The following is a 12,820-nucleotide window of genomic DNA, read 5'->3' as shown; positions in this document are numbered from 1 at the left end:
ATTCAAACGATGAGAGCATGTCCAGGCGGCCGAACCGCCAACACTTCGGCCTGACATGCTCTGCCTAGCGCTTGTCGATCGCGACGTAGTCGCGCTCGGTCGGGCCGGTGTAGAGCTGGCGCGGGCGGCCGATCTTGCGGCCCGGATCCTCGAACATCTCTTTCCACTGGCTGATCCAGCCGACAGTGCGGGCCAGGGCGAACAGCACGGTGAACATCTTCGACGGGAAGCCCATCGCCCGCAGGGTGATGCCCGAATAGAAGTCGATGTTGGGGTAGAGTTTGCGCTCGATGAAGTAGGGATCGCTGAGGGCGATCTTCTCCAGCTCCATGGCCACTTCGAGCAGCGGGTCCTTGATCCCCAGTTCGCCGAGCACCTCGTGGCAGGTCTTCTGCATCGCGGTCGCCCGCGGATCGAAGTTCTTGTACACGCGGTGGCCGAAGCCCATCAGCTTGTACTTGCGGGCCTTCACTCCTTCGATGAACTCGGGGATCTTGTCGACCGTCCCGATTTCCTCAAGCATTTCCAGCGCTTCCTGGTTAGCCCCGCCATGGCTGGGACCCCAGAGGCAGGCGATGCCGGCGGCGATGCAGGCGAACGGATGGGCGCCGGACGAGCCGGCCAGGCGGACCGTCGAGGTCGAGGCGTTCTGCTCGTGGTCGGCGTGCAGAATGAAGATCCGGTCCATGGCGCGGGTCAGGATCGGGTTCGGAACCCAGTCCTCGGCCGGCACGGCGAAGCACATTCGCAGGAAATTCTCGGAGTAGCTGAGTTCGTTGCGCGGCGACACGAACGGCTGGCCCATATGGTACTTGAAGGCGCGGGCCGCGATGGTCGGCATCTTGGCGATCATCCGGTGGGCGCTGATCTCACGCTCGCGGGCGTCGTCCACGTTGATGCTGTCGGCGTAAAAGGCCGACAGGGCGCCGACCGCACCCGTCATTATGGCCATCGGGTGGGCGTCGCGACGGAAGCCCTCGAAGAACCGGTCGAACTGCGCGTGCAGCATCGTGTGGTAGGTGATGTTGTGTTCGAACTTCTCGAACTCGCCGGCGGTCGGCAGCTCGCCGTGCAGCAGCAGGTAGCAGACCTCGAGGAAGCTCGACTTCTCAACCAGCTGGTCGATCGGATAGCCGCGGTGCAGCAGGATGCCCGCATCGCCGTCGATGTAGGTGATCTTGCTTTCGCAGCTGGCCGTCGACGTGAAGCCGGGGTCGAACGTGAACATGTCCGACTCTGCGTAGAACTTGCGGACGTCCACCACGTCAGGGCCGGTCGAACCCTTCAGAACCGGCATTTCGATGGTCTTGTCACCGATGGTCAGCGTGGCCTTGTCCGCCATTCGACGTCCTTTTCAACAGCAGGTAAACGATCGTTCGGATGCCTTATAGCGCTTCACGCGCCGGGCGAAAGCGCATCCTCAAGACGGCCCAGCGTCTCGACCTTGCCAAGCACCGCCAGCGTTATCCCCATATCGGGCGAGGGGTGGCCGCCACTGACCACGCCGCGCAGCGCGGGGCCGATCTTGCCGAAGCCGACGCCCTCCGACTCGGCGAAGGCCTTGAGCTTGTCGCCCAGCGCCTCTGCGCTCCAGTCGTTCTGCTGGTCCAGTTGGTCGACCAGGCGACCCAGCCGGGCGCGCGTCTCGTCGGTCAGCAGCCCGGAGGTCTTTTCGTCAATGGAAACAGGGCGTTGAGCAAAGATGAAGGCGCTCTGGTCGGCCAACTCCAGCAGGGTCTTGCCGCGATCCTTGAGCAGGCCGATGACCGCCGCCAGGCGGGCGACCTGGGGCTCGTTCAGCGCCTGACCGCGCCGGGCGTAGACATCCGCGACCAGGCGGGCCAGCCGCTCGTCGTCCGCCAGGCGGATGTAGTGACTGTTGACGTGGTTCAGCTTGGCCCAGTCCAACTGCGCCGGCGCCTTGTTCACATCCGCGACATCGAACCATTCGGCCGCCTGCTCGTCGGTGAACAGCTCGTCGTCCCCGTGGCTCCAGCCGAGCCGGGCCAGGTAGTTGCGCAGCGCCTCGGGCAGATAGCCCAGGTCGGCGAACTCGCCGACGGCGGTAGCGCCGAAGCGCTTGGACAGCTTCTTGCCGTCCGTCCCGTTGATCATCGGGACGTGGGCGAACAGCGGCACATCCCAGCCGAGCGCCTGATAGATCAGGCTTTGGCGGGCCGCGTTGTTCAGGTGGTCGTCACCGCGGATCACATGGGTGACGCCCATGTCATGGTCATCGACGATGACTGCGAGGTTGTAGGTCGGCACGCCGTCGGACCGCAGGATGATCAGGTCGTCCAGGTCGCGGTTGCGGAAGGTGACGTCGCCCTGCACCAGATCGCGGACCACTACGTCACCGTTCTTGGGGCCTTTGAAGCGGATGACGTGCGGCTGTGCCAGGTCGGAGGCGGTCGGGTCGCGGTCGCGCCAGGGCGAGCGCAGGGCGTGGCCGGCGGCGCGGGCGGCTTCCTTGGCGGCGGTCAGCTCATCGCCGGCCAGCCAGCAGCGGTAGGCCTTGCCCTCGTCCAGCAGTTGTTGCACCGCCTCCCGATGGCGGTCGGCGCGGGCGAACTGGAACAGGGGCTCGCCGTCCCACTCCAGGCCCAGCCAGCGCAGGCCGTCGAGAATTACCTGGACGTTGGCCTCGGTGGAGCGCTCCCGGTCGGTATCCTCGATGCGCAGCAGGAACTTGCCGCCTGTGTGACGCGCAAACAGGGAGTTGAACAAAGCCGTCCGCGCCCCTCCAATGTGGAGCGAGCCGGTGGGCGAGGGGGCGAACCGTGTGACGACGGGGGAGGCGGAGGACATCGGGTCTCGGGTCGGTCGATTGGGCCGGCGTCTTAGCACATGGTTTTCCGCCGGTCCCAACCTTGCGGAAGAGATCGCTGCGCAACTTCCCAGGTGGCGCCTGTGGGCCCCCGTGGCTTTCGGCTTCGGGGCGGCGGGATACATGGTCCTGCCGGTCGAGCCGCCGCTGTGGCTGGCGCTGCTCGTGGGTCTTTCGGCGGTGGCCGTCGCCTTCGCCGCGCGGGTTTTGACCCAGGGCGGTGTCGCGGCGCTAGGCGCGGGACTGCTGGCCCTGGCCGTGATGGGCGGGGTGACCGGCAAGCTGCGTACCGAACAGGTTCGCGGCCCTGTCTCGCCGGACTTCGCCGCCCCTGTGGTTGTCGAAGGCTTTGTGGTCGATGTCGCCAGCCCAGGTTCCGGCGGCGGCCGGCTGTTGATCGCCCCGACGCGCCTCGCAGCCCTGACCTTCTACGAACTTCCGCACCGCATCCGCATCACCGTTCCCCGCGAGGCCGTGGTCGGCCCCGGCTCCACCATCCGGGTCCGAGCGGGCCTTGGACCGCCGCCGCCGCCGGCCAGTCCCGGGGCCTACGACTTCGCCCGCGACGCCTGGTTCGATCGGGTCGGCGGCGTCGGCTTCGCGGTGACCGAGGTCCAGCCCATCGCGCTCGCTCAGCCGCCCATCCGCCTGCGCCTGGCGATGGCGGTCAACGCCATGCGCTGGAGCCTGGCCCGGCGGATCGTCACCACCATGGGCGAGCGGTCCGGCGGCATCGCCGCCGCCATGGTCACCGGCCACGAGGCCTGGATCAGCCCGGAGCAGACCGAGGCCATGCGGGCCTCCGGCCTGGCGCACATCCTCTCTATCTCCGGCCTGCACATGGCTATCGTCGGCGGCTTTGTGTTCTTTGCCGCTCGTCTGCTGATCGCGCTCGTCCCCTGGGTCGCCCTGCGTATCGATGGAAAGAAGGCCGCCGCCCTGCTCGGCCTGGCCGCGGTCGGGACCTACCTCATCCTCTCCGGCGCCCCATCGCCGGCCGTGCGCGCGGCCATTACCGCCGCGGTCGCCTTCCTGGCCATCCTTGCCGACCGCCGCGCCATATCCCTCGACGCCCTGGCCGTGGCCGCCATGGTCATCCTGCTCCTCTATCCGGAAGCCGCGACCGAGCCCGGATTCCAGATGAGTTTTGCGGCGACCGCCGCCCTGGTCGCCTTGGTCGAGGCCCTGCCCAGACCGGTGCGGGAGATCCAGGCGCCCTGGTGGATCCGCTGGCCGCAGGCGGCGGGAACCTGGATCGTGGCCTCCATCGCCATCAGCCTGGTCGCCGGCCTGGCGACCGGGCCGTTCGCCATGCACCACTTCAACCGGGTCGCCAGCTATGGCCTGATCGCCAACCTGCTGGTCGCCCCGATCTCGAGCTTCCTGATGATGCCCTTCCTGGCTGTCGGCGCGGCCCTGGAGCCGCTCGGCTTGGGCGCGCCCTTCCTGGCGGTGGCCGGCTGGTCCATCGACATGATGACCGCCATCGCCGAACGCACCGCCGGCGCCCCGGGGGCCACGGTTACGGTCGCCACCGGCCCTGACTGGACGCTGCCCGTGGCCTTCCTCGGCATCCTCATCCTCTGCCTGTGGCAAGGTCGCCTACGCTGGGTGGGCCTGCCCCTGGCGGCCGTCGTCGCGCTCTGGCCCCGGCCGACGCCGCCGGACCTGTGGGTTTCATCGGATGGCTCGGCCCTGGCGGTGCGCCGCGGCGAGCAGGCCGTGCCGGCGAGACCGGAGTCGCGGCGGTTCGCGCTGGACGTCTGGTCGCGGCGGCGGGGGCTAGCCATCGACGGGGCAGCCTCCCCGGAGTTGTTCGACTGCAACCGCCGTCGATGCCTGGCGACTGGGGCGGGCGAGGTCGCACACTGGAACCAGCGGCGGGCGCCCAACGCCGATGCGTTTGCGGAGCTGTGCCGGGCGAAGGTGGTGGTGCTGCGTTCGCCGACGCCCGGCGACTGCCCTGGCGTCCTGGTCCTAGATGCGGCCGACTTCGAGGCCGGAGGTTCGGCGGAGCTCTACCGTCAGGGCGACCACTGGCGGATCGTTTGGGCTGAGCCGCTAAGGGGGCGTCGGCCTTGGACAGAACCGGCCCGGATGCGGTGAAACCCGTCAGAGCAAGCCAATTTCCGTCATCCTCGGGACAACTAGCCCGAGGATGACGGAAGTCGGTAGTGGCGCGGGCTCAGTGATACCGGCGAATGAGGCCAACCAGCTTGCCCTGAACGGCGACTTGGTCGGGGCCATAGATCTGGGTCTGGTATTTCTCGTTGGCGGCTTCCAGGGCGATCGAGGCGCCCTTGCGACGGAGCCGCTTGAGGGTGGCGGTCTCGCCCTCGACCAGGGCCACGACGATCTCGCCGCTGGTTGCCTGGTCGGTGCGGCGGATGACCACGTAGTCGCCATCGAAGATGCCGGCGTCGATCATCGAATCGCCGTCGACCTCAAGCACATAGTGTTCACCGGCGCCCAGCATGGCTTCGGGCACATGCATGCGGTCGCGTTCATGCTGGATGGCGTCGATCGGGACACCGGCGGCGATCTTGCCGAAGATGGAGAGTTCGCGGACGTCGTTAGCCGCTTCCGGCATGGCTGCGGCGGAGGGGCGCGTGCCCTCAACCACCTGGGGCTTGAAGGCCTGGCGGCCGCCGGCCGGGGCCGAAGTCGTCGCCTGCTGCGGCAGCTTCACCACTTCGAGGGCGCGGGCGCGGTGGGCGAGCCGGCGCAGGAAGCCCCGCTCTTCCAGCGCCGTGATCAGCCGGTGGATGCCCGACTTGGACGCCAGGTCCAGGGCGTCCTTCATCTCGTCGAACGAGGGGGAGACGCCGGTCTCCTTGATCCGTTCGTGGATAAACATGAGCAGTTCGTGCTGCTTACGGGTCAGCATATCCGGTCTCTCCAGGCCCGAGTCGTTCAGAACAAATCGCAAACGATGGGGATGTTCTCTAGGTGTTCTTTCTTGCTGTCAAGTTAACCGCGTTGGGCGGCCGACATAGGAACGTCGGCCGGTTTGCGCCGTTGTTTCGGGACCCTTGAAAGGCGATCCGATGTTTACCCAGCTCGACCCGTGCCTGCCCGTCACCGTCGAGGGAAAGGGCAAGGGCTATGCATTCGCCGTCATCGACTATGGCCAGGAACATCACCTGATCTGGGTCGTGGCGCTGGATGACAGCGGCGAGATCTGGTCGGCGCCGAATACTCGGGTTCGGATGGCGCCGAACTGGACCATGGGGCGCAAGGGCGCGCCGGCGCCGCCCGTGGCCAATCTGCGCACGGCGGCTGTCGCCGGCTAAGCCAGCAGAGCGCGGGTGGCGGCCTCGACGTCGTCCTGGCGCATGAGGCTTTCGCCGACCAGCATGGCGCGGGCGCCCGCTGCGGCCATGCGGGTGGCGTCGGCGGGGGTGAAGAGGCCGCTTTCGGTGACCAGCAGGATGTCGGCGGGCAGATCGACAGCCAAACGCTCGGTAACGGCAAGGTCGACCACGAAGCTGCGCAGGTCGCGGTTGTTGACGCCAAGCAGAGTGGCGCCGAGGGCCAGCGCCCGGTCGCGCTCGGCCTCGTCATGAACCTCGACCAGGGCGTCCATGCCCAGGCGGGCGGCCTCGGCCATCAGGTCGGCCGCCAGGGCGTCGTCGATCATGGCCATGATGACCAGGATGGCGTCGGCACCCAGCGCCCGGCTCTCGGCGACCTGCCAGGGATCCACGAGGAAGTCCTTGCGGATACAGGGCAGGGCGACTTCCGCGCGGGCGGCGACCAGGTAGGCGTCGTCCCCCTGGAAGCTGGGGCCATCGGTGAGGACGGAGAGGCAGGCGGCGCCGCCCGCTTCATAGGCGCGGGCGAGGGCCGGCGGGTCGAAGTCGGCGCGGATCAGGCCCTTGGAGGGAGAGGCTTTCTTGATCTCCGCGATCAGGGCCAGGCGGTCGCCGGACCGGGCTTCCAGAGCTTTGCGAAAGCCACGCGGGGCGGAGGCGCCGGAGGTATCTACGGTGGGACGAGCAGCCTTGCGGGCGGCGACGTCCTCGCGCTTGTAGGCGGCGATACGGGCGAGGATGTCGGCCATCAGCTGTTGGTGATCTCGACCAGTCCGGCCAAGGCGGCGTGGGCGCGGCCGTCGTCGATCACCGCGGCGCCGAGCTCGACCCCCTCGCGCAAGGTCTCGACCTTGCCGCCGACCAGGAAGGTGGCGGCGGCGTTGAGCAGGACCACGTCGCGGTAGGCGCCGGGCTCGCCATCGAACAGGCGGGTCATGGCGGCGGCGTTGTGGGCGGGATCGCCGCCGGTCAGCTGGTCCAGGGAATATTTCGGCAGGCCAACGGCTTCCGGGGTGATCGTAAAGTTGCGCACCCCACCGTCGCGCCATTCACAGACGGCTGTCGGGCCGGTGACGGTCAGCTCGTCCATGCCGCCGCCGTGGACGGTCCAGGCCCGTTCGGCGCCCAGCGCGCCCAGGACACGGGCGACCGGCTCGACCAGGCGCAGGTCATAGACGCCCAGGACCTGATGACGGGCGCCGGCCGGGTTGGACAGGGGACCCAGCAGGTTGAAGACAGTACGGAAGCCGAGGTCGGCCCGGATCGGCGTCACATGGCGCATGGCGCCATGGTGCGAGGGGGCGAACAGGAAACAGATGTTGGCCTCGTCCAGGGCCCGGCGCTGGCGCGGAAGATCGGCGTCGAGCTTGACGCCGAGGATGCTCAGCACGTCGGAGGAGCCAGAGCGGGAGGAGAGGGCGCGATTGCCGTGCTTGGCGACCTTCAGGCCCCCGCCGGCAGCCACGAAGGCGGCGGCAGTGGAGATGTTCAAGGTGTGCAGGCCATCGCCGCCGGTGCCGCAGGTATCGACCACCTGGTAGGGATGGTCGAGGGTGACCATGGCACGGCGCATCGCGCGGGCGCAGGCGGTCAGCTCGCCCACGGTCTCGCCGCGCAGGCGGATGGCGGTCAGGGCGGCGGCGACCTGGGCCGGGGAGGGCTCGCCGCGCAGGCAGGCGGCGAAGAAGGTCTCCGCATCGTCTTCCGACAGGGTCTGGCCGTCGGCCAGGCGGGCGAGCAGGGGCTTGAAGGCGTCGGACATCTCAGACGGTCGCGGTGCGGGGGACGTTGGCCAGGTCGAGGAAATTGCCGAGCAGCTCGTGGCCGCAGCTGGTCTCGATGGACTCGGGATGGAACTGGACGCCGTGGACCGGGCGGGTCCGGTGGGCCAAGCCCATGATCTCGCCGTCCTCGGTCCATGCAGTGACCTCCAGCTCGGCCGGCAGGCTGGTGCGATCGACGGCCAGGCTGTGGTAGCGGGTGGCCGTAAAGGGGCTGGGCAGGCCTTTGAACACCGACTTGCCCTCATGGAGAATGGGGCTGGTCTTGCCGTGCATGATAGCCTTGGCGCGGATCACCTCGCCGCCATAGGCCTCGCCCATCGCCTGGTGGCCCAGGCAGACGCCGAATATCGGCATGTCATCCGGGGCGCCGCGCAGGAGGGGGAGGCAGATGCCGGCCTGGGCCGGGGCCTTGGGACCGGGGGAGAGGAGGATGGCGTCGGGTTTCAGCCCGATGGCCTCCTGCACCGTCAGCGCGTCGTTGCGGCGCACAAGAGTGCGGGCCCCAAGCTCGTTCAGGTAATGAACGAGGTTGTAGGTGAAGCTGTCGTAGTTATCGATCACCAGGATCATGGGGCGGTTCTAGCGGCGAAGGCGGGGCAGGGGAACTCGCCATCGTGAGTCGACGGGTCAGATATCCTTGCAGGACCCATAGAGCGGCTGGGCCCGGCGGTCTTGCGCGGGAAGGCGACGCGGCGGAGACTTGGCCCCGATGCCCGAATCCCGTCCCGCCGTCGAACCCGAGGCCCTGGCCTATGCGCGAGGGTTGCTGAAGCCGCCCGTGCCGCGGGAGTCGCTATGGCCGGTGATCGGCGCGGCGGCGTTCTGGGCCGTGGCCTCGCTGGGGCTGGCATTCGCGATGCTGGTCGGGCCCGCGCCGGGGGCGCCGGAGGCGAAGCGGGCGGTGATCGAGCAGGGACGGTAGGGGGATCAAGGACGCCGGATCAGTGATCCGGCAGAGCCTTGCCGCCGAACTTGCGGACCTCTTTCTCCGAGATGTCCATGAAGTTCGGAACGGCGGCGTTGTAGCTGTCGGTCTTGTTCAGATCGACCACGATATCGCGGTGGCCGTCCCACATCATGTGCAGGGCAACGTAGAGGACGATGACCAAGCCGACGTAGCCGATCCAGCGGTGCTTGTGCAGCAGGCTGGCGATCCAGGTGGCGGCCGCGCCCATCAGGGCGATCGACAGCAGCAGGCCGAAAACCATGATGGCCGGATGTTCGCGGGCGGCCCCGGCGACGGCCAGGACGTTGTCCAGGCTCATCGAGACGTCAGCGATCAGGATCTGGATGAAGGCGGCCTTGAAAGACTTGGCCGGCTTGACGTTGGGCTCGGTGGTCGGGTCGTCGTCGAGGGCGGCGTTGGCCTGGGCCTCGTCATGGGCGGCCTGGTCGCGCATTTCGCGCCACATCTTCCAGCAGACCCAGAGCAGCAGCGCGCCGCCGGCCAGGAGCAGGCCGATCATACCCAGCAACTGGACCGTGATCAGGGCGAAGCCGATGCGCAGCACCACAGCCGCGATCAGGCCGTAGAGAATGGCCTTCTTGCGCTGTTCCTGCGGCAAGCCGCCGGCCGCCAGGCCGACCGCGACCGCATTGTCTCCGGCCAGCACCAGGTCGATCATCAGGACTTGCAGCAGGGCCGCGCCCGCGCCGGCGAAATCGCCGCCAAATAGAGTTTCCATAGGGCCTCAATGCGTCAGCCGCCGACGCCTGACAAGGGCGCCGACGGCTGATTTGGTCCGGTTAGCGGTCAGCCGGTCAAGCGTGTTCGGGTTCCCGATGCTCGGCGGCGTGGTGGTCGTGGTGAGGGGCCTCCGCCGGGGCGTGGCCGTGGTCGTCGTGACCGTGGGCCTCGGCGGGAGCCGGGTGCTCTTCGTGCGCCGGGGCGTGCGCCTCGGCGGCGGGCTCGGCATGAGCCTCATGGGCCGGGGCGTGCTCCTCGTGGGCCGGATGGGCCTCGGGCTGAGCGTGGCCGTGATCCTCGTCCTCGTGCGGGGCGAAGGTCAGGGCCGCGGCGCCGGCGCCGACCGCGGCCCCGCCAGCGGCGGCGGCCAACGGATTGACGTGGGGCTTGGTCTCCTCAGCCTTTTCGACCTCGGGCTCGGCGCGGCCGTAGTCGGTCATGGTGCGGAACTTGCGGCGGCGCTCGTTGCGAGCGCGGCGGGCGGCTCCGGCCTGGGCCATGGCCAGCAGAACCAGCAGTAGCACGAAGGCTATGATGATCGCCGTCAGGGCGCCCGGCGGGATCACCGTCTGGCCGATGGTGATCGGCTTAAGGCCCGGGATGGCCAGCTTGTCGAGGTTGAAGCCCAGCTTCTTGGCCTGCGATTCGGTGGTCTCAACGGCGTTGGCGACCGCCTGTTCCAGGGTGGCGATGGAGAAGGTCTTGGCAGGGCCGGCCTGGCCCTTCAGGGCGCCGTCGACAGTGGCCTTGAGCGGGGTCTTCTCGCCGTCGCCGGGCTTGACCTGCCAGTCAAAAGTGGCGGCCTCGCCCTTCTTCAGGGCCTGGGTCTGGGCGCCGTTCGGGGTGATGGTGTAGCCCTCGCCCGTGAGAGTGGCGGAGACTTCCGCCTTGCGGGCGGCCTTGGTCAGGCCGAGGTTGGCGGCCTCTCGCTGGATGATGTCCAGCAGGGTGACCGGCAGGGCCAGGGTGACCTTGGCCTCTTCACCCTTGGCCAGGGTATCGGGGACGGTCAGGGTGGCGCCCTTGATGGCCTCGGGGCCGACCTTAGCCGACAGGGCGGCCATCTTCGGATCGACCGTGGGGGCGGCCTTTGCCACCGTCGGCGGGGCGACCGGCGGCTTGATCACCGGCTTGGGAGCCGGCGGGGCCTTGGCGATCGGGGCGGGCGGCGGAGCGGCCTTCACCGGCGGCGGCGCGGGCTTGGCGACCATTTTCGGCGGCGGGGCGGCGACGGGCTTGGGCGCGGGCGCCTTGGCGACCGGGGCCGGACGATAGGCCGGCGCGGCGGCCTGCTTCTTGGGGGCCGGCCGGGCAGGGGCGGCGGCCCAGCTGCGCTTGGGCGCGGCGCTGGGGCGGGGGGCGTAGCGCTTGCCGTAGACCTGGCGCCGCTCCTTGGCGCTCATGTCCTCGGGGTTGGCGATGGGCTTGTTGGAGACGACCAGCACGCCCTCGGCGTTGCGCCAGCTGCGCAGCTGGGCCGGGGGAGCGGATCCGTGACCGGCGTGCCCGCCGTGGAGGGGCTTGTAGCTCAGGTGGTCGTACTTGTTGCCGTAGATGCGGCGGCGCTCTTCGAGCGGCAGGTTCTCGGGGTTGGGGATGGCCTCCATGGTCACGTCCGGCGGGCCGCCGGCCAGGGTGGTGGCGCGGGTGTCGCCGCCCGCCAACTCGCCGGAACCACGGTCGCTTTCATACGACGAGGGGCCGGGGCCGCTGTAGCCGTCGTCAGGCGCCTGTCCACCGCAACCGGTGAGCGCCAGCAAGGCTACGGCCGACACGGCATAAGCTACGGTAATCAAACGCTTATTCGCCATCGGAACCCCCGAACTGATGGTGATAATCCACGGCGAAACGCCCTACTCGCCGGAACAAGTTCGGGAGCAAATCACGCCTTGCCATGAAGTCAAAACGTAAAATTCAGATTTGGGTAACCACTTCACCCAAAGGGCGAGCGCGGCTGCACTCATAGAGGGCGATAGCCGCCGCGTTTGACACATTTATGCTCTCGAACCCGCCGGGCATGGGAATTTTCGCCAGCACGTCGCAGTGCTCGGCGACCAGTCGCCGCAGGCCCTCGCCCTCCGAGCCCATGACCAGGACGGTCGGCGTCCCGTCGAGCGCTTCCTCGAGGGTCTGGGTGGCCTCGCCGGCCAGTCCGACGATCCGCCAGCCCAAATCCGCCAGCTCTTCCAGCGCGCGCGACAGGTTGACCGCCGAGGCGTGGGGAATCTTGTCCACCGCGCCGACCGCCGTCTTGGCCAGGGCTCCGGTCAGGGCGGGGGCGTTGCGGTCCTGCAGGATAACGCCCCGCGCTCCGAAGGCCGCGGCGCTGCGGAAGATGGCGCCGACGTTCTGCGGGTCGGTCACCTGATCGAGCATGACCAGCATGCCGGCCACCGGAGATGCGATCTCTTCTATAGAGAGGGGGACCAGCGGTTCGGGCTTCATGGCCAGACCCTGGTGGACGGCGCCCTGGGGCAGGACGCGGTCGATGTCGCGGCCCTCGACGATCTCCACCTCGAGCCGGCCAAAGCGGGCGTTGAGGGCCTTGGCGCGGTCGGCGGTGGCGAGAATCCGTCGGGGTTTGCCGCGGGCGGGATTCGCCAACGCGGCCTCGATCGCATGGACGCCCCACAGCCAATCCTTGCCGTCCTGGGCCTGCGGACGGCCCGAACCCCTTGTCCCGCCGGGCTTTTCACGTTTTTCCGGGCCCTTGCGAAAGGGTGTTTTCCGGTCGTTGCGTTCACGGGACGAGGACACTATAAGACGCGCTCCGATTTGGGGCCCTGGTCCTTCCCGTTACGACGGAAGGGGCCGCGCCGCCAAGGAAATGCCTGCAGCGCTTGGGGGAATGTCCCGAGCGGCAAAGGGGGCGGACTGTAAATCCGCTGCGAAAGCTTCGAAGGTTCGAGTCCTTCTTCCCCCACCACGCGCTGCAGGCCTTCCTTCGCGACGAGCGGTTTCAAAGAGACATTGAACGGGAGAGTTTCGGCGTCCCTGCCGGAGGCGCGGGTATAGCACAATGGTAGTGCAGCAGCCTTCCAAGCTGAGGATGCCGGTTCGATCCCGGCTACCCGCTCCAGTTCCCCAACCAACCAGGCGCCCGGCGCAAAGGTATAGAGACGATGGCCAAGGAAAAGTTCGAACGCACTAAGCCGCACTGCAACATCGGCACCATCGGTCACGTTGACCATGGCAAGACGACGCTGAC

The 12,820-nt window shown here is 68.3% G+C and carries 13 protein-coding genes and 2 tRNA genes; 6 read left to right on the top strand and 9 right to left on the bottom strand.

Translation table 11 applies throughout. The features are described from left to right. Positions 1-64: 64 nt before the first annotated feature. Both gltA and gltX read right to left on the bottom strand, forming a co-directional pair. A complete protein-coding gene (gene gltA / locus GVN21_RS17850; protein WP_166576093.1) occupies positions 65-1,342 on the bottom strand; it encodes a citrate synthase in 1,278 nt (425 codons plus the stop codon). A gap of 53 nt (positions 1,343-1,395) precedes the next feature. Further along, positions 1,396-2,808 carry a glutamate--tRNA ligase gene (gene gltX, locus GVN21_RS17845; RefSeq protein ID WP_166576092.1) on the bottom strand — a complete coding sequence of 471 codons (1,413 nt, stop codon included), beginning with the start codon at positions 2,806-2,808 and terminating at the stop codon, positions 1,396-1,398. Positions 2,809-2,920: 112 nt separating this feature from the next. On the opposite strand from gltX, the gene GVN21_RS17840 reads away from it, so the two are divergent. After that, complete coding sequence (locus GVN21_RS17840) at positions 2,921-4,933, top strand: ComEC/Rec2 family competence protein (RefSeq protein WP_346764288.1); 2,013 nt, start codon at positions 2,921-2,923, stop codon at positions 4,931-4,933. A gap of 79 nt (positions 4,934-5,012) precedes the next feature. On the opposite strand, the gene lexA is transcribed toward GVN21_RS17840, so the two are convergent. Next, positions 5,013-5,714: a transcriptional repressor LexA gene (lexA, locus tag GVN21_RS17835; protein WP_166576090.1), complete on the bottom strand. Its 702-nt coding sequence runs from the start codon at positions 5,712-5,714 to the stop codon at positions 5,013-5,015. Between the two features lie 160 nt (positions 5,715-5,874). On the opposite strand from lexA, the gene GVN21_RS17830 reads away from it, so the two are divergent. Continuing rightward, positions 5,875-6,120: a hypothetical protein gene (locus tag GVN21_RS17830; protein ID WP_166576089.1), complete on the top strand. Its 246-nt coding sequence runs from the start codon at positions 5,875-5,877 to the stop codon at positions 6,118-6,120. Here the strand turns inward: GVN21_RS17830 and trpC are convergent. From trpC to GVN21_RS17815, 3 genes are read right to left on the bottom strand one after another with little or no spacing between them, the layout of a single operon-like run. Then, positions 6,117-6,890, bottom strand: a complete 774-nt coding sequence (gene trpC / locus GVN21_RS17825; RefSeq protein WP_166576088.1) for an indole-3-glycerol phosphate synthase TrpC — start codon at positions 6,888-6,890, stop codon at positions 6,117-6,119. The two genes, GVN21_RS17830 and trpC, sit on opposite strands and share 4 nt — an antisense overlap. Then, positions 6,890-7,903 carry an anthranilate phosphoribosyltransferase gene (trpD, locus tag GVN21_RS17820; RefSeq protein ID WP_166576087.1) on the bottom strand — a complete coding sequence of 338 codons (1,014 nt, stop codon included), beginning with the start codon at positions 7,901-7,903 and terminating at the stop codon, positions 6,890-6,892. The genes trpC and trpD overlap by 1 nt, the downstream gene beginning before the upstream one ends. Before the next feature lies 1 nt (position 7,904). Next, the gene (locus GVN21_RS17815) at positions 7,905-8,495 is read right to left on the bottom strand and encodes an aminodeoxychorismate/anthranilate synthase component II (RefSeq protein ID WP_166576086.1); all 591 of its coding nucleotides are present in this window, start codon (positions 8,493-8,495) and stop codon (positions 7,905-7,907) included. Positions 8,496-8,634: 139 nt separating this feature from the next. Between GVN21_RS17815 and GVN21_RS17810 the strand changes: the two genes are divergently transcribed. Continuing rightward, positions 8,635-8,847 (top strand): hypothetical protein, encoded by a 213-nt coding sequence (locus tag GVN21_RS17810; protein ID WP_166576085.1) that lies wholly within the window; start codon positions 8,635-8,637, stop codon positions 8,845-8,847. Between the two features lie 19 nt (positions 8,848-8,866). On the opposite strand, the gene GVN21_RS17805 is transcribed toward GVN21_RS17810, so the two are convergent. The 3 genes from GVN21_RS17805 to rlmB all read right to left on the bottom strand — a co-directional run bounded on the left by GVN21_RS17805 (position 8,867) and on the right by rlmB (position 12,369). Next, positions 8,867-9,610, bottom strand: a complete 744-nt coding sequence (locus GVN21_RS17805; protein ID WP_166576084.1) for a TerC family protein — start codon at positions 9,608-9,610, stop codon at positions 8,867-8,869. A gap of 76 nt (positions 9,611-9,686) precedes the next feature. Continuing rightward, positions 9,687-11,387, bottom strand: coding sequence for a hypothetical protein (locus tag GVN21_RS17800; protein WP_166576083.1), 1,701 nt, complete (start codon positions 11,385-11,387; stop codon positions 9,687-9,689). Positions 11,388-11,526: 139 nt separating this feature from the next. Next, the gene (rlmB, locus tag GVN21_RS17795; protein WP_166576082.1) at positions 11,527-12,369 is read right to left on the bottom strand and encodes a 23S rRNA (guanosine(2251)-2'-O)-methyltransferase RlmB; all 843 of its coding nucleotides are present in this window, start codon (positions 12,367-12,369) and stop codon (positions 11,527-11,529) included. A gap of 85 nt (positions 12,370-12,454) precedes the next feature. On the opposite strand from rlmB, the gene GVN21_RS17790 reads away from it, so the two are divergent. The 3 genes from GVN21_RS17790 to GVN21_RS21040 form a co-directional block, all read left to right on the top strand. Continuing rightward, positions 12,455-12,538 (top strand) — tRNA-Tyr (locus GVN21_RS17790). A gap of 79 nt (positions 12,539-12,617) precedes the next feature. Then, positions 12,618-12,691 (top strand) — tRNA-Gly (locus GVN21_RS17785). Positions 12,692-12,734: 43 nt separating this feature from the next. Continuing rightward, positions 12,735-12,820 (top strand): GTP-binding protein (locus GVN21_RS21040; RefSeq protein ID WP_173315436.1); only part of this gene is annotated, 86 nt, incomplete at its 3' end.

It is taken from the genome of Caulobacter sp. SLTY (genome assembly GCF_009905535.1).
In the GTDB taxonomy this organism is placed as follows: domain Bacteria; phylum Pseudomonadota; class Alphaproteobacteria; order Caulobacterales; family Caulobacteraceae; genus Caulobacter.
The sequence above is the reverse complement of the archived record's forward strand: the minus strand, read 5'-3'. Positions and strand labels throughout refer to the sequence as shown.